The 22,094-nt window shown below is 73.0% G+C and carries 13 protein-coding genes and 1 pseudogene; 5 read left to right on the top strand and 9 right to left on the bottom strand.

Features of this window, described 5'->3' with window-relative positions; genetic code table 11:
- The first annotated feature begins 10 nt into the window (after positions 1 to 10).
- From HFV08_RS16285 to HFV08_RS16275, 3 genes and pseudogenes are all read left to right on the top strand, one after another.
- Positions 11 to 3,141: pseudogene (locus HFV08_RS16285) on the top strand (sarcosine oxidase subunit delta).
- A complete protein-coding gene (locus tag HFV08_RS16280; RefSeq protein ID WP_168540147.1) occupies positions 3,131 to 3,748 on the top strand; it encodes a sarcosine oxidase subunit gamma in 618 nt (205 codons plus the stop codon). Before HFV08_RS16285 ends, HFV08_RS16280 begins: the two are co-directional and overlap by 11 nt.
- A gap of 2 nt (positions 3,749 to 3,750) precedes the next feature.
- Positions 3,751 to 4,833, top strand: a complete 1,083-nt coding sequence (locus HFV08_RS16275; protein WP_168540145.1) for an S-(hydroxymethyl)mycothiol dehydrogenase — start codon at positions 3,751 to 3,753, stop codon at positions 4,831 to 4,833.
- Between the two features lie 18 nt (positions 4,834 to 4,851).
- On the opposite strand, the gene HFV08_RS16270 is transcribed toward HFV08_RS16275, so the two are convergent.
- From HFV08_RS16270 to HFV08_RS16255, 4 genes are all read right to left on the bottom strand, one after another.
- Positions 4,852 to 7,002 (bottom strand): RelA/SpoT family protein, encoded by a 2,151-nt coding sequence (locus tag HFV08_RS16270; protein ID WP_168540143.1) that lies wholly within the window; start codon positions 7,000 to 7,002, stop codon positions 4,852 to 4,854.
- Positions 7,003 to 7,168: 166 nt separating this feature from the next.
- Complete coding sequence (dapF, locus tag HFV08_RS16265; RefSeq protein ID WP_168540141.1) at positions 7,169 to 8,056, bottom strand: diaminopimelate epimerase; 888 nt, start codon at positions 8,054 to 8,056, stop codon at positions 7,169 to 7,171.
- A gap of 63 nt (positions 8,057 to 8,119) precedes the next feature.
- Complete coding sequence (locus HFV08_RS16260) at positions 8,120 to 8,575, bottom strand: hypothetical protein (protein ID WP_168540415.1); 456 nt, start codon at positions 8,573 to 8,575, stop codon at positions 8,120 to 8,122.
- A 379-nt stretch (positions 8,576 to 8,954) separates the two neighbouring features.
- Positions 8,955 to 14,891 carry a WD40 domain-containing protein gene (locus HFV08_RS16255; RefSeq protein WP_168540139.1) on the bottom strand — a complete coding sequence of 1,979 codons (5,937 nt, stop codon included), beginning with the start codon at positions 14,889 to 14,891 and terminating at the stop codon, positions 8,955 to 8,957.
- Positions 14,892 to 15,149: 258 nt separating this feature from the next.
- On the opposite strand from HFV08_RS16255, the gene HFV08_RS16250 reads away from it, so the two are divergent.
- Entirely contained in the window at positions 15,150 to 16,316 is a 1,167-nt protein-coding gene (locus HFV08_RS16250; RefSeq protein ID WP_168540413.1) for an ArsB/NhaD family transporter, read from the top strand.
- A gap of 4 nt (positions 16,317 to 16,320) precedes the next feature.
- Here HFV08_RS16250 and HFV08_RS16245 read toward each other — a convergent pair whose 3' ends face one another.
- From HFV08_RS16245 to HFV08_RS31625, 4 genes are all read right to left on the bottom strand, one after another.
- Complete coding sequence (locus HFV08_RS16245; protein WP_168540137.1) at positions 16,321 to 17,277, bottom strand: inositol monophosphatase family protein; 957 nt, start codon at positions 17,275 to 17,277, stop codon at positions 16,321 to 16,323.
- The gene (locus tag HFV08_RS16240) at positions 17,261 to 17,998 is read right to left on the bottom strand and encodes a hypothetical protein (RefSeq protein ID WP_168540135.1); all 738 of its coding nucleotides are present in this window, start codon (positions 17,996 to 17,998) and stop codon (positions 17,261 to 17,263) included. Before HFV08_RS16240 ends, HFV08_RS16245 begins: the two co-directional genes overlap by 17 nt.
- A 149-nt stretch (positions 17,999 to 18,147) precedes the next feature.
- Complete coding sequence (locus tag HFV08_RS16235; RefSeq protein WP_168540133.1) at positions 18,148 to 19,104, bottom strand: hypothetical protein; 957 nt, start codon at positions 19,102 to 19,104, stop codon at positions 18,148 to 18,150.
- Between the two features lie 400 nt (positions 19,105 to 19,504).
- On the bottom strand, positions 19,505 to 19,810 hold the full coding sequence (locus HFV08_RS31625; RefSeq protein WP_246341796.1) for a hypothetical protein: 306 nt from the start codon (positions 19,808 to 19,810) through the stop codon (positions 19,505 to 19,507).
- On the opposite strand from HFV08_RS31625, the gene HFV08_RS16230 reads away from it, so the two are divergent.
- Positions 19,800 to 20,936 (top strand): phospholipase D-like domain-containing protein, encoded by a 1,137-nt coding sequence (locus tag HFV08_RS16230; RefSeq protein ID WP_246341795.1) that lies wholly within the window; start codon positions 19,800 to 19,802, stop codon positions 20,934 to 20,936. The two genes, HFV08_RS31625 and HFV08_RS16230, sit on opposite strands and share 11 nt — an antisense overlap.
- Positions 20,937 to 20,993: 57 nt before the next feature.
- Here the strand turns inward: HFV08_RS16230 and miaA are convergent, their stop codons facing one another.
- Positions 20,994 to 21,947, bottom strand: coding sequence for a tRNA (adenosine(37)-N6)-dimethylallyltransferase MiaA (gene miaA / locus HFV08_RS16225; RefSeq protein ID WP_168540129.1), 954 nt, complete (start codon positions 21,945 to 21,947; stop codon positions 20,994 to 20,996).
- Between the last annotated feature and the right edge of the window lie 147 nt (positions 21,948 to 22,094).

Below are 22,094 nucleotides of genomic sequence, written 5' to 3'. Positions count from 1 at the left end.
AGGCCCTTCGATGCTGCTGATCGCGTGCCCCTGGTGCGGTCCCCGCGACGAAGCCGAGTTCCACTACGGCCCTGAGGCGCACCACGACCACCCGGCCGACCCCGCCCTCCTCTCCGACGAGGAGTGGGGCCGCTACCTCTTCTTCCACGACAACACCCACGGCCCGCGCGCCGAGCGCTGCTGCCACAGCGCGGGCTGCCGCCGCTGGTTCCACACCGTCCGGGACACCGCGCACCACGAGATCCTCGCCGTCCACCGGATCGGCGAGCCGAAGCCGGAGACCGCATGACTTCCCAGCCGCACCGCCTGCCGGACCGGGGCCGCGTCGACCGCGCGCGGCCGCTCGACTTCGTCTTCGACGGCACCCCCCTGACCGGGTACCGCGGCGACACCCTCGCCTCGGCGCTGCTCGCCAACGGCGTGCACCGGACCGGGCGCAGCGTCCGGCTCGGGCGCCCGCGCGGCATCCACACCGCGGGGAGCGAGGAGCCCTGCGCCCTGGTCCAGGTCGAATCCCCCTTCCCGGAACCGCTGGTGCCCGCCACCACGCTGGAACTCCACGAGGGACTGCGGGCCTCCTCCCTCGCGGGCCGCGGCCGCCTCTCCCCCGATCAGGACCCGGCCCGCTACGACACCCTGCACGCCCACTGCGACCTGCTCGTGGTCGGCGCCGGACCCGCGGGCCTGGCCGCCGCCCTCGCCGCCGCGCACAGCGGGGCCCGCGTCGTCCTCGCCGACGAACAGCCCGAGCCGGGCGGGAGCCTGCTCGGCACCGGCGAGTACGTCGACGGGCTGCCCGGCGCCGTCTGGGCGGCCCGCGCCCGCACGGAGATCGAGGCCGCCGGTGCCCGGTTCCTGCCGCGCACCACCGTGAGCGGGTACTTCGACGACAACTACCTGCTCGCCGTCGAGCGCCGCACCGCGCACCTCGGCGACCTGGCGCCCGCCTCGGTCTCCCGGGAGCGGGTCTGGCGGATCCGGGCCCGCCGCGTGCTGCTCGCCACCGGCGCCCACGAGCGCTCCCTCGCCTTCGCCGACAACGACCGCCCCGGCATCATGCTCGCCGGTGCCGCCCGCGCCTATCTGCACCGCTGGGGTGTGCTGCCCGGCCGCCGGGCCGTGGTCCTCACCACCAACGACAGCGCCTACGCCGGGGCGGGCGAACTCGCCGCCGCGGGGCTGGACATCGCCGCCGTCCTCGACGCGCGGCCCCGGCCCGGCCGCCGGGCGGCCCGCGCCGCTCGGGCGGGACTCGACGTCCGCGCCGGGCAGGTGGTCCTCGGCACCGGCGGCGAGGAGCACCTGTCCTCGGTGACCGCCGCCGTCCGGGGCGACGCCGACCGCACCGCCCAAGACCTCGACGCCGACCTGCTCCTGGTCTCCGGCGGCTGGAGCCCCGCCGTCCACCTGTACAGCCAGTCCGGCGGGCGACTCCGCTTCGACGAGGGACTCGGCGCCTTCCTGCCCGCCGGGTCCAGGCAGCGGGTGGAGAGCGCCGGTGCGGCACGGGGCATCGGGAACCTCGCGGGCTGCCTCGCCGACGGCGCCGCCGCCGGACGCCGGCTGGTCGAGGCGGAGGGATTCCCTGCCGGGCGCACCGCCTCCTACGCCACCGAACCGGAGGAGGCGGAGACACCGCCGGTGCACCTGTACGTCGTACCGGGCCGCGGCGGGTCGGGCCACGCGCGGCACTTCGTCGACCTCGCCCGGGACGTCACCGTCGCGGACCTCGGCCGGGCCACCCGCGCGGGACTGCGCTCGGTGGAGCACATCAAGCGGCACACCACCGCCGGTACCGGCCGCGACCAGGGCCGGACCTCCGCCCTGCTGACCACCGGGGCCCTCGCCCAGCTGCTCGGCGCCGAGGTCGGCGAACTGGGCACCACCACCTTCCGGGCGCCCTACCACCCCGTCTCCATGGCCGCGCTCGCCGGACGGGACCGCGGCCGGCTCTTCGACCCCGTACGGGTCACGCCGCTGCACGCCTGGCACACCGCCCACGGCGCCGCCTTCGAGAACGTCGGCCAGTGGAAGCGGGCCTGGTACTACCCCCGCGAGGGCGAGGACATGGCGGCGGCGGTGGAGCGCGAGTGCCGGGCCGCGCGCACGGGCGTGGCCCTGATGGACGCCTCCACCCTCGGGAAGATCGACGTCCAGGGGCCCGACGCGGGCGTCTTCCTGGACCGGCTCTACACCAACATGATGAGCACCCTGAAGGTCGGCCGGATCCGCTACGGGGTGATGTGCCGGGCGGACGGCATGGTCTTCGACGACGGCACCGTGCTGCGCGCGGGCCCCGACCGCTTCCTGGCCACGACCACCACCGGCAACGCCGCCGCCGTACTCGACTGGATGGAGCAGTGGCTGCAGACCGAGTGGACGGACCTGAGGGTGCGCTGCACCTCGGTCACCGACCACTGGGCCACCCTCGCCCTGGTCGGCCCCGCCTCCCGCGCACTGCTCGCCGGACTCGCCCCGGACCTCGCGGTGGACAACGACAGCTTCCCCTTCATGAGCCTGCGGGACGCGGTGGTCGCCGGGGTCCGGGCCCGGGTCTGCCGGATCAGCTTCTCCGGGGAGCTGGCCTACGAGATCAACGTCCGCTCCTGGGAGGCCCCCGCGGTCTGGGAGTCCCTGTACGAGGCCGGGCGCCCCCTGGACCTGACCCCGTACGGGACGGAGACCATGCACGTCCTGCGGGCGGAGAAGGGGTACCCGATCATCGGGCAGGACACCGACGGCACCGTGACACCGCAGGACCTCGGCATGAGCTGGGTCGTCTCGAAGAAGAAGGCGGACTTCCTCGGCAGGCGCTCGCACAGCCGGGCCGACACCAGCCGCGCGGACCGCCCCCAGCTGGTCGCCCTGCTGCCCGCCGATCCCCACTTCCTGCTCCCCGAGGGCACCCAGCTCGTCGCCGAGGACACGCTGCCCGCCGAGCGGCCGGTGCCGATGCTCGGCAATGTCACCTCCAGCTACCGCAGCGCCGCCCTGGACCGCACCTTCGCGCTGGCCCTGGTCAAGGGCGGCCGCGAGCGCACCGGGCAGCTCCTGTACGCGCGGACCGGCGAGGCACTGGTCCCGGTGACCGTGGCGCACCCGGTCCTCTACGACCCCGAGGGGGAACGCCGTGACGGCTGAATCCGTGCCCCGGCACAGCCCGTTGGCCCACGCCGCCGAGCACTTCCGCACGGTGACCCGGCTGAGCGGGGGCGCGCTGCGCCTGGCCGAGGTCCCGTATCTGACCCAGCTGACGGTGCGCGCCGAGCCCGGGGGCCCGGCGGTGCCGGGCGCGGAGCGTGCCCTCGGCCTGCGGCTGCCCGCCGAACCCAACACGCTCACCCGGCACGGCAGCCGCACCGCCCTGTGGATGGGCCCCGACGAATGGCTGGTCCTCGCCCCGCCCGAGGAGGCCGGTGGCCTGGAGGACCGGCTGCGGGAGGCCCTGGCGGACGAGGAGTCGGCCGCGGTCGCCGACGTCTCCGGGCAGCGCACCACCGTCCTCGTCGGGGGCCCCGCGAGCCAGGAACTCCTCGCCCGCGGCTGCGCCCTGGACCTGCATCCCCGGGCCTTCCGGGGCGGCTGCGCGCAGACCACGCTCGCGCACGCGCCGGTGGTACTGGTGGCCCGCGGCGCGCAGAAGCCCGGCTTCTGGGTCCTGGTGCGGTCCTCGTACGCGGGTCATCTGGGCGCGTGGCTGCTGGACGCGGCCACGGAGTACACATCGGTTCTCGTCAGGGAGTGGTGAGGATGCAGCAGGTTCAGGGGGTCGTCGCGACGGGCAAGGGGGCCGCCGTCGGCCTGGAGACGATCCGGGTGCCCGACCCGGGACCCGGCGAGGCACTGGTGAAGGTCGAGGCCTGCGGGGTCTGCCACACCGATCTGCACTACCGCGAGGGCGGCATCGGCGAGGACTTCCCCTTCCTCCTCGGCCATGAGGCGGCGGGCCGGGTGGAGTCGGTCGGGCCGGACGTCACCGAGGTCCGGCCCGGTGACTTCGTCATCCTCAACTGGCGTGCCGTCTGCGGCCGTTGCCGGGCCTGCCGCCGGGGCAGGCCCTGGTACTGCTTCGACACGCACAACGCCCGGCAGAAGATGACCCTGGCGGACGGCCGGGAGCTCTCGCCCGCCCTCGGCATCGGCGCCTTCGCCCAGAAGACACTGGTGGCGGCCGGGCAGTGCACGGTCGTCGACGAGCGGGTCCCGCCCGCGGTCGCCGGGCTCCTCGGCTGCGGGGTGATGGCCGGGATCGGCGCGGCGGTCAACACCGGGCAGGTGGGCCGCGGGGACAGTGTCGCGGTCATCGGCTGCGGCGGTGTCGGGGCCGCGGCGATCGCCGGGTCCCGTCTCGCGGGCGCGGCACGGATCATCGCGGTCGACGTCGACGACCGGAAGCTGGCCACCGCGCGGGAGATCGGCGCCACGCACACCGTGAACTCCCGCTCCACCGACCCGGTGGCGGCGATCCGCGAGCTGACCAGCGGCTTCGGCGCGGATGTCGTCATCGAGGCGGTCGGCCGCCCCGAGACCTACGAACAGGCCTTCTACGCACGGGACTTGGCCGGAACCGTGGTCCTGGTCGGCGTCCCCACACCGGAGATGAAGCTCGAACTCCCGCTGCTCGACGTCTTCGGCCGCGGCGGCTCCCTCAAGTCCTCCTGGTACGGGGACTGCCTGCCCTCCCGCGACTTCCCGCTCCTGGTCGACCTGCATCTGCAAGGGCGCCTGGTCCTCGGCGCGTTCGTCTCCGAGACGATCACCCTGGACGGGGTGGAGAAGGCCTTCGAGCGGATGCGCCGGGGGGAGGTGCTGCGGTCGGTGGTGCTGCTCTGAGGGCGCGGCGGCCCGCGGTCAGGCGTGCTGGGCGGCGCTGGCCCGGCTGACGTCGTACACCCCGGGCACCTCCCGCATGGCCCGCATCAGGCCCGGAAGGTGCCGGGCGTCGGGCAGTTGGAGGGTGTAGGTGTGCCGCACGCGCTGCTCGCTCGGCGGTTCCACGGTGGCCGAGACGATGGCGGCCCCGGCCACCGCGATGGCCTCGGTGAGGTCGGCGAGCAGCCGGGCCCGCCCGAAGGACTCGGCGCGCAGGGTGACCCGGCACTGCGGCGTCCCCGCCCAGCGCACCTCCACCTCGGGGCGCCCCTCGGCCTTCATCCGGGCGGCGCCGGAACACTCGGCGCGGTGCACGGCCACATGCCCGCCGCGTACCGCGAAGGCGGCGACCTTGTCGGGCGGCACCGGCGTACAGCACCCGGCGAGGCGGACGCCCGCGCCGGGCTGCTCGGCGACGGCACCGGCCTGGTCGGGGCGGACGGTGAGCGCGGGGGCGGGCGCGGGCTGCCGGGCGGGCTCCTCGGCGCGCGGGCCGCGGGCCGGGCGCTCGGGCTCCTGCTCGGGTACGTCCTGGGGGTGGGTGGCGAGCCAGCGGCTGATGGCGATCCGGGCGGCCGGGGTGCGCGCGTACTCCAGCCATTCGCGCGGCGGGCCGGAGGCGGGGTCCTGCCCGCGCAGCAGCTGCACGCTGTCGCCGTCGGTGAGCACGGTGCCGAGGGTGGCGAGGCGGCCGTTGACGCGGGCGCCCATACAGGCGTGGGCCTCCTCGCCGTACTGGGCGTAGGCGGCATCCACGCAGCTCGCGCCCTCGGGCAGGCCGAGCGCGCCGCCGTCGGGGCGGTAGACGGTGATCTCCCGGTCCTGGGCGAGGTCGGCGCGCAGGGTGGACCAGAAGGTGTCCGGGTCGGGCGCGGCGCGCTGCCAGTCGAGCAGCCGGGAGAGCCAGCCGGGCCGGGTCGGGTCGGCCCGCTCGGCGAGGCCCCGCTCCTGCTCGGCGCGGTCCTCGCCGCCGTGCTCGTAGGGGTTGCCGAGGGCGACGACCCCGGCCTCGGCGACCTTGTGCATCTGGTGGGTGCGGATGAGGACTTCGGCCACCTCGCCGTCCTCGCGGGCGACGGCGGTGTGCAGCGACTGGTAGAGGTTGAACTTGGGCACCGCGATGAAGTCCTTGAACTCCGAGACCACCGGGGTGAAGCAGGTGTGCAGCTCGCCGAGGACCCCGTAGCAGTCGGCGTCCTCGGCGACCAGGACGAGGAGCCGCCCGAAGTCGGCGCCGCGCAGGGTGCCGCGTTTGCGGGTCATCCGGTAGACGGAGACGAAGTGCCGCGGCCGGACGAGGACTTCGGCGGCGAGCCCCGCCTCGCGCAGCACCGCGCGGGCCCGCTCGGCGATCTCGGCGAGGGCGTCGGCGCCCTCGGCGGTGCCGCTGGTGACCAGGGCGCGGGTGCGGGCGTACTCCTCGGGGTGGAGGATGGCGAAGACCAGGTCCTCCAGCTCGGTCTTGAGGGCCTGCACCCCGAGGCGTTCGGCGAGCGGGATGAGCACATCGCGGGTGACCTTGGCGATGCGCTGCTGCTTCTCGGGGCGCATCACGCCGAGGGTGCGCATGTTGTGCAGCCGGTCGGCGAGCTTGATCGACATCACCCGGACATCGTTGCCGGTGGCGACCAGCATCTTGCGGAAGGTCTCGGGCTCGGCGGCGGCGCCGTAGTCGACCTTCTCCAGCTTGGTGACCCCGTCGACCAGGAAGCGCACCTCGCGGCCGAATTCGCGGCCCACCTGATCGAGCGTCACCTCGGTGTCCTCGACGGTGTCGTGGAGCAGCGAGGCGGTCAAGGTCGTGGTCTCGGCGCCGAGTTCGGCGAGGATCAGGGTGACCGCGAGCGGGTGGGTGATGTAGGGCTCGCCGCTCTTGCGCATCTGCCCGCGGTGCGAGGACTCGGCGAGCAGATAGGCCCGGCGCAGCGGTTCGAGGTCGGCGTCCGGATGGTGCGCGCGGTGCGCCTCGGCGACATGGCCGATCGCGTCGGGCAGCCGGTGGCGTCCGGCGGAGCCGAGCAGGGCGGCCCGGCCGAGCCTGCGCAGCTCGATCCGGGGGCGGGGGCGTCTGCGCTGCGGCCCGGCCGTGGGGACGGGCGGCGTGGCGGGGTTGCTCGCCTCCGCACTCATGGGGCACCTCCGGCTGCGTCGACCGGCGCGGTACGGCGGGGTCCCGGGGCTTCTGGTCCTGAAGCGGGCTCTCCCGACGGGCCGGTGCTTGATGCTACCGAGCCCACCACGCCGGGCACCGCGGCTCTCGTCCGGCGTGAAAAGGATCACCCATTCGAGCGAGTATTCAGGCGTTCAGGTTTTCGAACCAGGCGCCGTCGATCTCGCCCTCGGCGACGATCTCCGCCGGGCCCGTCATCTCGATCTCGCCGTCCGGGCGTTCGGTGATCACCAGGCGCCCGCCGGGGACGTCCACGGTGTACGTGGCCGGGGTCCCGGTGACCGCGGGGTCGACGCCGTCGCGGCGGGCGGCGGCCACCGCCACGGCGCAGGCGCCGGTGCCGCAGGAGCGGGTCTCGCCGGAACCGCGCTCGTGCACCCGCAGCGCGAGGTGCGCGGGCCCCCGGTCGACGACGAACTCGACGTTGACGCCCTCCGGGTAGGCGGCGGCCGGGGCGAAGCGGGGCGCGGTGGACAGCTCACCGGCGTGCGCGAGGTCCTCGACGAAGGCGACCGCGTGCGGGTTGCCCATGTCCACGTGCCGGGCGGGCCACTCGCGCTCCCCGACGCCCACCGTGACCGCGCCCCCGGGCAGCAGGGCGCGGCCCATCGCCACGGTGATCTCGCCGGGGCTCCCGTCCGCGGCGGACTTGGCGAGGTGCACCCGCTTGACACCGCCGCGGGTGGCCACCGCGAGATCGCCCTCGCCGACCAGTCCCGCGCGCTGGAGGTAGCGGGCGAAGACCCGTACCCCGTTGCCGCACATCTCGGCGATCGAGCCGTCGCCGTTGCGGTAGTCCATGAACCACTCGGCCTCGGCGGCCATCGCGACGGCCTGCGGGTGCGCAGCCGAGCGGACCACGTGCAGCAACCCGTCGCCGCCGATGCCCGCCCGCCGGTCGCACAACGCGGCGACCCGGCCGGGGCCGAGGTCGAGGGTGTTGCCGGGGTCCGGGACGATCACGAAGTCGTTCTCGGTGCCATGACCCTTGAGGAAGGCGATCGACGTGCTCATGCCTCGATCGTACGGGGTCGGCGGGCGGCCCGGCGCGGGCGGCCGCGGCGGCCCCGGCCCAGCTCAGCGCAGCCGGGCCACCCGCCAGACGGCGAGCACGGTGACCGCGCCGAGGGCGAGGACGTAGCCGATGACCACACGCCAGTCGGGGCGTCTGCCGGAGTCCGCGGGGGGCAGTCCGGGCAGGGCGAGGCCCACCCGGCGGGCGGCCATCAGGCCCCAGCCCGCGGCGCAGCAGCAGAGCAGGAGACCGAGCATCGCCACCACCGCTCCCCCGTCGCCGAACTCGAAGGCGAGCGGGAAGGCGAACATCAGGGAGCCGACGGCGGTCAGGCAGACGACCGGGGCGAGCTGCCAGAAGCCGAGCCGGCGCTGCGGCCGCAGTTCGACCTCGACCTCCTCGGGCGCGGGCTCCTGGGCGGGGCCGTCGTCGCTGACGGACGGCGCGTCCAGGTCCTCGGGCCCGTCGGGGCTGAGCTGTTCACCGCCCGGTGCGGTGTTTCGAGGGCCGGCCTCCATCGCCACGCGCCCTCCCACTCAGGACTTCACTGGTCGATCGAAGGTCGATGATGGCACGGCCGCGGCGGCCCCGATGACCGCCGGGGCGTCCCGATGCCAACGCGTGATCAGGCTGTTACAGCCCCGCTTCGGGATCTCTGCAGGTGAGACGCCTGCATCTGACCGGCGAGCCGGCAGAGGGCCGGCGGGAATCCCAGGTCAGCGTCGGTTTCGCCGGTCGCGGCCACCCTCGCTCCCCTGCCCCTCCTCGATCGTCCGGCAGGTCGCGAGGGAGCGGTGGACACGGGCGGAGACGGATGCTTCCGCCTGTGTGTCGACGAGGGTGGCGGTCCGCACCCGCACGCTCCGTGCGGATCTCAGCCGGGCGGCACCCTCCCCGTCACAACTCGTCCCCCGCCGCCAGCCGCCACGCGCCCGGCAGTTGCCGTTCCAACTCCCCCGGCGCGAATCTCGTCATGCCGACCACGTGCCAGAACTCGCCCGCGGTCTCCCCCTCGGCCTTGTAGGCGCCGTCCCATCGGAAGGCCGCCCAGCCGCCCGGCACCCCGACGAGCGTGGCCTTCACGCTCACCGGAACCGCGCCGGCATCTGCGACACCGTTCACCCGCCACAGCCGTACCGTGCCGTCGTCGCCCGCACTCGCGAGGTGTCTCCCGTCCGGGCTGAACGAGACGGAGTAGATCCGTCCGCTGTGGCCGGTGAGGGCGCTCACCGCGGTCCCCGTCGTGAGGTCCCAGAGCCGGATGACGCGGTCGTCGCCCGCCGTGGCGAGCAGCGGAAGGGAGGGGTGAGCGGCTGCCGTCCACAGCTTGCCCGTGTGCTCCCGCAGCACGTACCGGGCGGCCCCGTCACGCCAGATCACCGCCGTGCCGTCCCACGAGGCGCTCACGACACAGGAGAGGTCCGGGCCGTAGCACACGGCGTAGACGCGGTCGGTATGGGCACCCAGAGTGTCGGTGAGGGTCCCGTCCGTGGCACGCCAGAGCCGCACGCGTCCGTCGTCGCAGCCCGTCGCGATCGAAGAGCCGTCCTTGGCGAAGGCGACCGACCTCACCCGGCCCTGGTGGCCGTCGAGCTGGAGTCCGTGGGAGCCGGTCGCCCGGCGCCACAGACTGACCGAGTCGTCGTCGTCGGCGGTGGCGATCTCCTCGCCGTCCGAGCTGAAAGCCTCCGCCCATGTCCGGTCGGTCTCGACGTCCAGCTCGCGCAGGAACGTGCCGGTCCGGGCGTCCCACAGATAGACGTGCCCCGTGCTTCCCGCCGTCGCGAGGACGGCGCCCGCGGGACTGAAGGCGGCCGAGATCAACCGGTCGCCGCGTCCGACGAGTTCGTGCAGGCACCGCCCCGTGCCCACCTCCCACAGGCGTACGATCCCGTCGCTTCCGGCGCTCGCGAGGATCGTGCCCGTCGCGTCGAAGGCGACCACGTTGACGCGTCGCCCGTGCCCGCGGACGATCGACTTGCCCTGACCCGTCGCCGCGTCCCAGATCTGTACCGCGCCGTCGTCCCCGGCCGTCACGAGCTGAGTGTCGTCGGGACGGAAGCGGCACGCCCAGGCCGAGCCCTGGTGCGGGGAGGGCTGGACGTGCTCCGGGGTGGCTTCGTACCCCTCGTGGCCGGCCGAGAGCTGCCACAGACGGACGTCGCCGGTCGAGTGGCACGCGGCGAGGCGGTGCCCGTCATGGGCGAAGACGACCTGGTAGACACCGCCGGAGCCCTGTTCGAGTTCCGGCCCCGGCAGTCCCGTGCGCGGGTCCCACAGTCGGACACCCCCCTCCGTGTCCCCGCTGACGAGGAGGTCGCCCGTGGGATGGAAGTCGAGTGTGTACACGCGCCCCGTGTGGCCGTGCATCTCGTGCAGGAGCCGCAGGTCGCCGACGCGCCAGATCCGTACGGTCCCGTGGTCGTCCGCTCCCTCGTCGGCGGAGGCGAGGAGACTTCCGTCCGGGCTGAACCGGACCCGGAACACCGGACCCTGGTGCGGCCCCAGGGCCGCGACGAGCTGTCCGGTCGACGTGTCCCACAGGCGTACCGTCCCGCTCCGGTCGCCCGTGGCGAGGATGCGTCCGTCGGGGCTGAAGACGGTCGTGAAGATGAGGACGCTGTGCCCGGGCAGCGCGTGGAGCTGTTCGCCGCTCTCGACGTCCCACAGCCGTACGACGCCGTCGCCGTCGCCGGTCGCGAGCAGCGTGCCCGCCGAGTCGAGCGTGATCGGCCAGACGCCGTCCCGGTGCACGGCGAGCGTGGCGCGGCACTGGCCCGTCACGGGGTCCCACAGGCGGACGGTGCCGTCGGCGCTGCCGGTCGCGAGGACCGAGTCCCTGAAACGGACCGCGTAGACACGGTCGGTGTGGCCGTGCAGGACGCGCAGCGCCTCGCCGTTCTCGGGAGCGCAGATCAGGACGCTTCCGTCCTGGCTGCCCGCGGCGAGGAGTTCGCCGTCGGGGCTGTACGCGACGGGCTCGGGCAGCCGTCCGTACTGCCTGCTGAAACCGTAGGGGACGCTCACGGCTGCCGGTCGCAGCACCGTTTCCAGGGGCATGCCGGGCGCGATCGTCGCAAGGGCCAGCTCCACCGACCCGGCCTCCTGCTCGTCGAGTTCGGTGCGGATGAGGGCGGCGCGCCGCCAGCGGCTGCCGGAGAGCAGCGCACCGCGCAGGTCCGCGCCGATGAGCCGTGCGCGGCGCAGGTCGGCGTGGCGCAGGTCGGCCCCGCGCAGATCACTGCCGTCGAGCCGGGCACCGTCGAGGCGGGCGCCGCGCAGGACGGCCCGGGAGAGGTTGGTGCCGGTGAGCTGGGCGTCCGCCAGGTTGGCCCCGGTGAGGTCGAGCCCTGACAGGTCGCGTCCGGACAGGTCCTCGCCGGGGAGGTGCACACCGCGCAGGTCGGCGTCGGCAGGCACACGGAGCCGCCTGGTGATGCGGTAGGCGTTGGTACGGGCCGCGTCGGTGACCGTCCCCGCGGCCAACCGGCCCGCGCCGTGCCCGGCAGCCGTCTCCGTCGGCCCCGCACCTCTGCCCGCGCCACTCGTGTCCGCGGCGGCCACCGCGTCCGCGACCGGTGGCCGACCGGGGCTCTCCAGCGTCCGCCGCGCCCACGAGGCGATCCGTTCGGAGTCTGCCAGGTCGCATACGAACTCGATGGCGAGCGGTGAGAGTTCACGTCTTGAGAGGAGTTCCTCGTCGTCCTCGCCGAGGCGTCGAGCCGCCTCTCTCGCCACGAGCCACTCGACGACCGATTCGTGGATGAAGTGGAAGATGCCGTCGTCGACGCGGATGAGGAGGGTGCCCGCGCCCACCGCCTGCGCCTCCTGGGCGAAGAGCATCCCGTCGCTGCCGTGCCCGAAGATCCCGGCCACGATCTCGGTCAGCTCGTCGAGCCGCAGGCTCCCGCGTCCGCTCTCCCACAGGTGCAGCGCCATCGCGGTCACCGACCGCCACAACTGGTCCAGGTCCAGCCCCGGCGCGGCACCGGGGCCGCCCTGACCACGCCGTTCCTCGAAGCGCAGCCACGTGGTGAAGACGTCCTCGTACAGACGCGCCGCGCTGAGCGTCCGTTCGGAGCGTGCGACGGCTCGTACCTGCTCCTCACCGAGTGCGGCGACGAAGCTGAGCAGCCGGGGATTGCCGCACAGGTCGAGCAACTGGGGCACACCGAGGAGCAGTTCGTAGCGGCGTGCCGCGGTCGCCTCCTCGCCGTAGTAGTTGACGAGGTAGCGGCGGATCTCGTGGGGCGAGAAGCCCTCGACGGAGAGGAGGCGTCTCTGCGTGAGGACGCCGACCTGCTCGCCCAACGAGGTGAGCACCTGCTCGCGGGAGCGGAAGTGCTGGGTCCGGCCACTGACGATGATCTTGGCGCGGTCGACAGCGGCGTTGAGGAGGGTGTGCAGGTGATCGGCGGCCCGCTCGTAGCTGACGCGGTTGACGAGTTCGTCGAATCCGTCGAAGAGAAGGACGACGCGGCCCTGGCGGAGCATGTAGCGCAGGGCACGCAGGTCGATGACTTCCACGCCGTGGTTGGCGAGGTGGGCGGCGACGAGCCCGTCGAGGCTGTGCGAACGGTCCAGGGTGCGGAGCGGGATGAGCAACGGAACCAGGTGCGGCAGGCGTTCGGGGATGCGGCGGGCCAACTCCCGGAGCGCGAAGGTCTTTCCGTGGCCGAAATCGCCGAGAAGGAGGAGTACGCGGCCCTGGTCGGTCCCCAGGAGGTGGAGCATCTCCTCCACGAGGTCCTCGCCCCCCGCGCCTTCCGGCCGGGTCTCGTCGCGGTAGCGCTGCGGGAGGTACAACTCGGGGGAGTAGGCGCTGTCGTTGGCGAGTGCGGCCGTCTGGGCGGCGACGTACTCGCGCAGGTCGATGAGGCCCTGCAACTCGAGGAAGCTGCGCACGCGCACTCCGCCGCGCGCCGCACGCTCGCGCAGAGCCCGCGTGGGCCGGTCCCCCTCGTAGACCAGTTCGGCTTCGGTGCCCGCGTCGTCCGCGTGCGCCAGGGCGAGGAAGCGGTCGAGGTCCTCGTCGGTGAGGGTCCCGGGCCGGAGTCCGAGATGCAGCAGCCGTACCATGCCGTCCTCGTCCCAGGCGGCGACGATCCGCGTCAGGTCCCCGGGGTCGACGGGCCGGAGGTCGCGCAGGCGCACCCCGGGGCGACGGGCGCGCAACACGTCCTTGACCCGCTCGGCGAGTTGGGCGCCCGGAGTGTTGACCGCACGATTGTCGAAGGGCGCGGTGTCCCGCGCGGAGCCCTCGTCGTCCTCGGTGCTGCCGGGGAAACGGGGCGCCGAGCGCCAGCCGGCGGTGAAGGCCGCGGGGGCGTCGGCGGGCCCCTCGCCCTGCGGCACCCACTGTTCGACTCCTTGGACGCCGATGCGGAGGAGGCTGAACCGTCCGGGACCCGCGGCGCCGAAGAGCGGCAGGTCACCTGCGGCGGAGGCCAGTTCGGTGTACGTGGATGCGGCGCTCTGGTCCCGTCCGTCGCCGCCGGGGCCGTGCAGGAGGACGTGGAGACGGGGCGCGAGGAGCCGCTGGAAGACCTCGATGTCGCGGAGCGGTCCGGAGACCGCCCTGGTGCCGGCGTCGAGGTTCCGGCCGTGGGCGGGGGCAAGCAGCGGGTGCCGGATGAGCCCGACCCGGAGCCAGCCTTCGTCCTCGTACGGACGCAGCGCTTCCGCGAACCACGCCGCCTGGGACCGTCCCACCATTCCGTAGCGGTCCTCCTCGCGGTGCGTACGGGCGATCGACGAGTTGAAGCCGGCGACGACCGTGTGCAACTCGGGTACCGGGAAGAGCGTCCACGGCTGGTCCGCACCGAAGACGTTGTCGAGTCCCTGGTACAGCTCGCCGAACAGCCTGCTGAAGTGGCGCCACTTGGGCCAGTAGGGCGGCTGCGGCCGGATCTCGTCGGCCTCGCAGGTGTGGAAGTACGCCTGGCAGGCGGCGTCGCTGACGTCCTGGTTGCCCGGGACGACGAGCAGGCAGCCCGGGGAGAGACCGAGTTGCGCGCGCAGCCCGGTCAGGAAATCGAGTGCCTGCGCGCAGTTGCGGGGCGAGCCCGACGCGGTCAAGTCACCGGACAAGAGGACCAGTTCCGGGGCGGGAGCGCCGATGTCCCGCATCTCGATCAGGTCGCTCTGGATGTCCCTGAGCAGTTCCTCCGGCTCACGGCCGCGCCCGAACTCGGGTCCCGCGAGGTGCAGGATGTTCACGCCCTGCCGGCGGGCGGCGCCCGGCAGTGCGGGCGGATAGGGCGGCGCGCCGCCCGGCCGCCGCCGCCCGCCCCGCTCCGCTCCGCCGGTCAGGGGTTGGCGCCACAGGTGTCCGGAGGCGGCGGTCGCGGGACTCCTGCCGCCCGGATAGGAGGGACTGCTGCCGGGGCGCGCATGTCCGTCGACCGCCTGCTCGACACGGGTGAGGAGCAGACCGCGCGCGGTGCGGGCGTCGGGGACGCCGACCAGGTCGACGTACGTGATCGTCGCGAGCAGTCCCTCGACGGGGGCCTCGTCCACGCGCACGGTCAGCAGCCTGCGGTCGGGCTGGTCCGGCTCGGAGCGCAGCGCCGCCTGCCACTCCATCCGCCCGTACCGAGAGCCCTGGTAGTTCCGCGAGAGGACGGCGATGACCGCGGCGGACTCGCTCACGCCGCGGTCCATGTAGTCGATGAAGTTGCTGCCCGCGACGAAGTCCCAGGCCTGGATGACCGTACGGAAGCCGGCCTCCTCCAGGGTCCACGCGATCCACGAGGCCCACGCCTCGTCGGCCGGGGAGTAGCTGATGAAGAAAGTGGCCTGCCGCTGCGCCGCGTCCGTGCTGCCCGTCGCCATCCGACCATCCTAGAAACCCGGTCAGCCTCCCGCCGTTGGACAACCGGCCAAAAGTCGCCGATTCCCCGACTCCGCGCGTCTCCTCCACCAGGCGCAGCCCGGCAGGCCGAGGACGGACGAGGGGTGCCTGCGGTCGCTCCAGGACCCCGGCCGCCCGCATCACGGAGGCGACCCGGCGGGCCCTTCATCACCACCGCTCGGGTGTGCGAACCTGACGCGGTGTCGACACCGAGATCCCCGCGCCGCCTCCCGCACCCCCTGGACGTTCTGGCCTGCGCCCTGCTCGTGTGCGGTCTGGCCCTCCTCGCGACAGGCGCCCTGCCCGCCCGCGCGGCGGGCGACGTGGCACACCGCACGGTGCCCCTCCTGGCCTTCCTCGCGACCGTCATCGTCATGGCGGAACTCACCGGGCGGGCTCAGGTGTTCGACGTGTTGGCCAGCGGCATCTCCCGGGTCGGAAAGGGCAGCTATGCGCGGTTGTTCGGCCTGTGCGTGCTGCTGGCCTCCGCGACCGCGCTCGTCCTGAACCTCGACACGACGGCTGTCCTGCTCACTCCCGTCATGCTCGCGATGGCGGCTCGCGTCGGCATCACACCCCTGCCGCTCGCGATGACGACGGTGTGGCTCGCCAACACCGCGAGCCTGCTCCTTCCCGTCTCCAATCTCACGAACCTCCTCGCCGCCGACCGGGTCGGTCTCTCCGCGGGCGGCCTCGCGGCCCGCATGTGGGCCCCGCAGGCCGCGGTCATAGCCGTGACGGCGGTGTGCCTGTGGGCGATGTACTGGCGGCGAGGACGACGCGGCACCGACGGCTACGTGCCGACGGCCGCGTTCCGCCCGGCGGATCCCGTCCTCTTCCGCACCTGCGCTCTCGCCTGCGCGGGTTTCCTCGTCGCGATCCTGGTCGCCCCCGCCGTACCGCTGTGGGTGGACTCGCTCGCCGCCGCGCTCGTCGTGGTCGTCGCCTTCGCGCTCCGCAGACCGCACGAACTGCGTCTGTCGCTCGTCCCCTGGCGCCTGCTGATCATGGTCCCCGGGATGTTCCTCGTCGTCGAGACCGTGAACGTCCACGGTCTGCACAGTCTCCTGACGCACGCGATGGGCACGAGCGAGGACGCGGCCGGCCTCTTCCGTTCCGCCTCGGTCGGCGCCGGACTCTCCAACGTGCTGAACAATCTGCCGGTCTACCTCGCGGGCGAGTCCTCCGTGCCGGACGGCAACAGAGACCAGCTCCTCGCCCTCCTCATCGGCACCAACGTCGGGCCGCTCGTGACTCCTTGGGCCTCGCTCGCCACCCTCCTGTGGTTCGAACGCTGCCACGCCGCAGGAGTCAGAATTCCCCTCGCGCGCTTCTTCGGCACGGGGTTCGTCCTCGCGCTCACCGGTACGACGGCGGCGACAGGGGCGCTCGTCCTGACGAACTGACCGATCAGGGCTGGCACCACGGACCGTCAGGAATCGTCCGGCGGATCGGATCCCGGGCCACCGAGGCTCCCACCACCTCGGTCGTGAGCGTCACCAGTCGGTCGAGAACGCCGGGACGCCCGGCCACGAAGCAGCGCGTCGCGTCGGGTCCGGTGAAGCCGATACGGAACGGGCCGCCTTCCAGCGTACGGAATTCGCACCCCGCCTCCAGGGCGAGCAGCGCGCCGGGCGGGAAGTCCACCGCCTCCGCGCAGTACCCCACGAAGCCGTCGATCGTGCCGCGTGCCAGCATCGACCAACCGAGCAGCGGCGCCCACAGCGGCAGAACACGCCGCGTACGGCGTTCCAGCGCGACCCGCAGCGCCTCGGCGAGCGCGTCGTCCTTGCGCACCGAGTGCCCCTGTGTCCAAGCCACGACGAGACGCCGCGCGGAGGCGGGCACCGCGGCGTCGGGCGGCACCGCTGGGCCGGCCGGTCCGGGCCGCTCTGCCGGCAGGGGGGTTTCGCCCCGGCTGCCGAGCCGCCCGCCGAATCCGTGCGCCCCGGCGCCCCGTACCGCGTGCCACGTCGCCCCCGTCTGCGGCTCGTGCACCACACCCAGCACCGGCTCCCCGGCCACGCACAGCCCGATCCCCACCGCGTACGCGGGCAGTCCGATCGCGACGTTGTTGCTTCCGTCGAGCGGGTCGACGAGCCACGTACGGTCCGCCGCGCCGGCGAGGACGCCCGCCTCCTCCGACCAGACGCGGTCCTCGGGGAACGCCTCGCGCAGCCTGCCGAGCACGATTCGCTCCGCATCGAGGTCGAGTTCGGTGACGACATCACCGTCCTCGCCCTTCACGCCGATCTGCCACGTGCCGCCGAAGCGGGTGCGCAGCATCTGGCCCGCCTCCTCGGCCGCGGCCAGGGCAACCTTCAACTCGGCGGCGTAGGCGTGCTGCTCATCAGCCGTCCGCTTCATGAATCCTCCTCAGTGCGGCCCGCACCACCACGACGGTCTCACCCCGGTCGCAGACCTCCCGCACCGAGCGTCGTCCCTTGCCGGACAAGGGCCCGAGCGCCATGTCGCTGTGTCCGGACCGTGTCTCGCCGAGTACGAGCGTCGCCGCCGGACGCCCACCGCTCACCACCGTCGCATGAAATTCACCGGGCCTGACGACATAGACGTCCCCGATCGAGCTCCGCTTGAAGCCGTCCGGCTCCCCGCGTACGAGCCGCGCGGTACGTCGCACCTCGTCCGTCCCGTCCGGGCTGCTCACCACCTCGTAGACACGGTGCGTCGGCGCCACGGGATCGTCGACGACCCGCACCGATCGGTTGGTCACGTGCCCGAACAGCACCAGACTGGTCAGCGACCAGCTGTGCGCGTGGACGAGAGGCGCGTCCTCCTCGTCCTGTCCGCCCCTCTCTCCGCTCACACCGTCGAACAGGTGCACGCACACGCCCCTCGCCCCGTCCCTGAGCATCGGCAGGCATGTGAAGCCGAGTGGATGACGGATCGCGGGCACGTCCCAACGTCCCTCGGCGACGGCTCTCAGTGCCACCGCGGCGAGGCCGCTCGCGACGGCACGGCCCGCGGTCGGCTGTCCCCCGCCCGGGTCGGGGCCGGGGGCTGGGTCCGGCTCGCCGAGCAGCGCGTGCAGGACGTCGTAGTCGATGCCTATCCCGTGGGGCACATTCATGGCTTGGCGCGGCCCGTCCTCTCGGATCGGTGCGGCTCGGATCGAGCAGGTGCCGGACGTGTCCCGGTGGGTCCTGACAGCCCGGGAGGACCGCAGGGGACCGGACGACCGGAAACGGCCCGTCGGTCAGGGGCGTGGCTCGGGACGACTCAGATCGGATACGGGTTCGCCGCGTGCAGGGCCTTCTCCACGATCTGCCGGACGTCGGTGTCCGAGAAGACCGCGGGCAGGGGCAGGCCGACGTCCTCGAAGAAGTCCCGTGTCTGATCGGTGGTCGGGTCGTCGCCGAGTCGGCGTGCCCGGCCCAGCTCGATCTTGCGGGCCTGGTCGTGGCTCTGCTTGAGCTCGATCCTGTAGTAGCGGTGCAGGGGGTGGTTCTCGGTGACCAGGAGCCCGGGGCGCGAAGGGTCGTCCTGGGTGATGATCAGCCGGGACTGCGACATGTCGAAGCGCAGCGTCGGCGCGGTGGACGACAGGTAGAGGTGCACGGTCATCCCGAGCAGACGCTGGAGGTGCCAGGCCGCGGCGAGCACCGTCGCGTACGACTCCTTGCTCGTACGCTCCGGTGTCCACGTCTCCGGGTCGAGGTGCCCCTCCGCCGGCGTGTACGAACCCCGGAAACGGGCGTAGGCGGCGCAGGCGCGGACGTCCGTGGGGTCGACCACCTCGATCGTGAAAGTGAGGCTGGAGCGGCTGCCGCGGGCCCGCTCCACGCACTCCGGCAGTGTCACGGCCCGCAGATACGTGCCGGTGCCGCCCTTGAAGACCCAGAGGTCGGTCGTCTCCCGCGCCTTGCGCAGTTCGGCACCGATCTCACCGCCCGTCAGCGAACGGACCATCTCCATGTCCTGGAAGGCGCGTTGGATGGCGTCGACCGCTTCGGCGAGGCGGTCGTCCCGTCGGCGCTGGCGCAGCGACCCTGAGGCGAGGGCGCCGAGCACGAGGACCGTGGCGCCCGCTGTCGCGTCCTCACCGAGCGCGTCACCGAACAGGTCCAGGACTCCGACGGTGATCGCGCCGAGTACCGCAAGCAGCAACTCGAAGTTTCTGGCGACCCAGTTGAGCAGCCTCTCCAGGCGCCCCGGATCCCCCGGTCCGCCAACCATGGTCCCCCCGTCGTCCCCTGACCGCTCCTACGTCCCCTGACCGCTCCCATCAGATCGATGGTAGGCGCGAGGCCGAGGGGCCACCAGGATGCCTTTCAGCCGCCCGGGGCACCGTGTTCCCCTCGTCGAGCACTCATGGCCACAAGGGCACCTCCTTCACCGAGGGCCGGCACGGCACGGGTCCACGAGGGCCCCGCCCGGACGACGGTGCTTCCCCGATGCGGAGACAGCCCTGAACCGTCACGGCGGGGAGATGAGCCTGGTCGTCAGCCCCGGGGGTCCCCGCGTGATCCGTGCCGCCTCGGGCAACCCTCGGACGCCTTGGCGAGTCTCCTGTTCGCCCGCATATCTCCTCCCCTGCCCGGCCTCCGACGCGCGTCGCGTCGCCACGGCGAACGCCTCAGCGGTTCCCGGACATGCCGGACGAACGCCGCCAGACGAACGCCGCCACCTGACAGCAAGGCGCATCGGTCAGCCCGGGCGAATGACGGGCGAGCCCGTCACGCCGCACAGCGAAAGGCCCGCCCATGAAGCGAACCCTCACGTTGATCACGACACTGGCCGTCACCGCGGTGTCGCCGACGACCGCGCACGCGGCGCCCAGGAAGGCCAAAGCCCCGCTCAGTTGCGAGTCACGGACGTTCATCTCGAGACCGGGCGCACACTTCAGCGATCCGGAGGACGGCGACGCCCGGATGAACGTCATGGGCCCGATCATCGAATCGATCGACAGCGCCAGTTGCGGGCAGACCGTACGCGTCGCCGTGTACTCGCTCGGCAGCACGCAGCCGGGCCCGGACTTCGCCAACGCCCTGATCGCCGCGCACCGGCGCGGCGTCATCGTCAAAGTCCTGATGGACTCGCACAGCGACAACGCGACATGGCAGTCGATGGTCACCGAGTTGGGCAACGATCCCCAGGCCGCCAGCTTCGCCGCGTTGTGCCCGGGCGGCTGCCTGACCCACTACGCCGGTTCCGCCCTGCACGCGAAGTACTACATGCTCAGCGGCGGGAGCGACGCGAACAGGACGGTGACCGTCAGCAGCGCCAACCCCACCTCCGCCCAGGCCAGCACCGCGTGGAACAGCAGCGCCACCGTCAAGGGCAACACCGACCTGTACAACTCCTACATCCGCTACTTCACCGCCATGGCCAAGGGGGCGCTCAACGGTCCGGGCCCGCTGGTGCCCGACTACTACAACTCCACCAGCGGCCGGGCGGCCAGGACCCTGTCCCCGCCCTCCTACCAGTGGCCCAAGGCACGCACCGGTAGCGACACCTGGGTCGACTTCCTGAACAACATCAAGGCACCGGCCACGGTGAACATAGCCATGTTCCAGTGGACCTCGCACGGGCAGCCGGGCGACCGGAACTATCTGGAGCTGCCGAAGAAGCTGGTGAGCCTGGCACGGACCGGCGTCAAGGTGCACATACTCCTCACCGCCGGTCAGGTGGACGACAGCGTGCAGGACGTTCTGAAGGACCAACCGAACATCGACATGCACGACACCACCCGCGGCACCGACGCGAACGGCAACGCTCTGCACTACACGCACGACAAGTACATGCTTGTCAGCGGCAGCTACGCGGGGGTGGCCGACTCCAAAATCGTGTTCGTCGGTTCCTCGAACTGGACGAGCAACGGCATCTGGCACAACGACGAATCGGACCTGAAGCTGGTCGGCCCGTCCAGCTACGGCGCATTCCTGACGGACTGGCAGAAGCAGTACGACCGCTGCTGCGGGACGGCGGCGCGACAACTGAGTGCCGAGGAGCGCGCCGAGAACACGAGACGCGAGACTCCGATCGATCCGGAGCAGGCCCGGGAATAGGCCGCCGGTGCGGCTCTCCCGGAGTGAGGATTGCGACGCCTTCTGCCGGGCTCGCGGTCATTGCTCCTGTGATCGGGCCGTGACCGGTCGTTCGAGCAAGGCCAGTGCGCGGCCCCCGAGTTCGCCTCGGTCGGCCGCCGCGCCGCTGAGCCAGTGCACCCGCGGATCGCGCCGGAACCAGGAGTCCTGGCGGCGCGCGAAGCGCTTGGTGGCGCGTACGGTCTCGGTGCGCGCCTCCGCTTCGGTGCACTGCCCGGCGAGGGCGCCGAGCACCTGCTGGTAGCCGAGGGCGCGGGAGGCGGTGAGCCCCTCGCGCAGCCCCCGCTCCTCCAGGGCGCGCACCTCCGCGACGAGTCCCGCCTCCCACATGCGGTCCACCCGCCGGGCGATGCGCTCGTCGAGTTCGGGCCTGGCCACGTCCACGCCGATCTGCACGGTGTCGTAGAAGGCGTCGTGGCCCGGCAGGTTCGCGGTGAAGGGGCGGCCGGTGATCTCGATGACCTCCAGGGCGCGCACGATGCGGCGGCCGTTGCCGGGCAGGATCGCCTCGGCGGCCGGGGGGTCGGCGCGGGCCAGGCGGGCGTGCAGGGCGCCGGGGCCCTCGGCGTCGAGTTCGGCCTCCAGGCGGGCCCGGACGGCGGGGTCGGTGCCGGGGAAGTCGAGGTTGTCGAGGGCGCCGCGGACGTAGAGCCCGGAGCCGCCGACCAGGACGGGGGTGCGGCCCGCGGCGAGCAGCCGGTCGATCTCGGCGCGGGCGAGGCGCTGGTACTCGGCGACGCTCGCGGCCTCGGTGACGTCCCAGATGTCGAGCAGGTGGTGCGGGACGCCTTTGCGCTCCGCCTCGGTGAGTTTGGCGGTGCCGATGTCCATGCCCCGGTAGAGCTGCATCGAGTCGGCGTTGATCACCTCGCCGCCGAGTCGCTCGGCCAAAAAGACCCCGAGGTCGGACTTGCCGGCGGCGGTCGGGCCGACGACGGCGAGGACCCGGGGGGCGGAGGCTTGGTTCGTCACCCGGCCAGTTTCCCAAAGTCCCGGCCCCGGCGCGCACGGCCCTCGCCCCCGGCCGCCCGGCCCGTCACCGTCACCCGACACAGGTAGGGTGAGCAGGACATATAAGGCGTTTTCGCTCCGTTTACCCGTGGAGATCGCGGGCAGCCG

This window comes from Streptomyces physcomitrii, from assembly GCF_012273655.1.
GTDB lineage: Bacteria > Actinomycetota > Actinomycetes > Streptomycetales > Streptomycetaceae > Streptomyces > Streptomyces physcomitrii.
Note: the sequence above shows the minus strand (reverse complement) of the source record. Positions and strands in the feature narration are given on the sequence as shown.

Bases quoted from the DNA above. Each gene is read 5' to 3' on its own strand.
- dapF (WP_168540141.1), bottom strand. From the start codon at position 8,056: ATGAGCACGTCGATCGCCTTCCTCAAGGGTCATGGCACCGAGAACGAC.
- HFV08_RS16245 (WP_168540137.1), bottom strand. From the start codon at position 17,277: ATGAAGCGGACGGCTGATGAGCAGCACGCCTACGCCGCCGAGTTGAAG.
- HFV08_RS16240 (WP_168540135.1), bottom strand. From the start codon at position 17,998: ATGAATGTGCCCCACGGGATAGGCATCGACTACGACGTCCTGCACGCG.
- HFV08_RS16235 (WP_168540133.1), bottom strand. From the start codon at position 19,104: ATGGTTGGCGGACCGGGGGATCCGGGGCGCCTGGAGAGGCTGCTCAAC.
- HFV08_RS16255 (WP_168540139.1), bottom strand. From the start codon at position 14,891: ATGGCGACGGGCAGCACGGACGCGGCGCAGCGGCAGGCCACTTTCTTC.
- HFV08_RS16270 (WP_168540143.1), bottom strand. From the start codon at position 7,002: ATGAGTGCGGAGGCGAGCAACCCCGCCACGCCGCCCGTCCCCACGGCC.
- HFV08_RS31625 (WP_246341796.1), bottom strand. From the start codon at position 19,810: ATGACGTTCATCCGGGCGTCGCCGTCCTCCGGATCGCTGAAGTGTGCG.
- HFV08_RS16275 (WP_168540145.1), top strand. From the start codon at position 3,751: ATGCAGCAGGTTCAGGGGGTCGTCGCGACGGGCAAGGGGGCCGCCGTC.
- HFV08_RS16230 (WP_246341795.1), top strand. From the start codon at position 19,800: ATGAACGTCATGGGCCCGATCATCGAATCGATCGACAGCGCCAGTTGC.
- HFV08_RS16260 (WP_168540415.1), bottom strand. From the start codon at position 8,575: ATGGAGGCCGGCCCTCGAAACACCGCACCGGGCGGTGAACAGCTCAGC.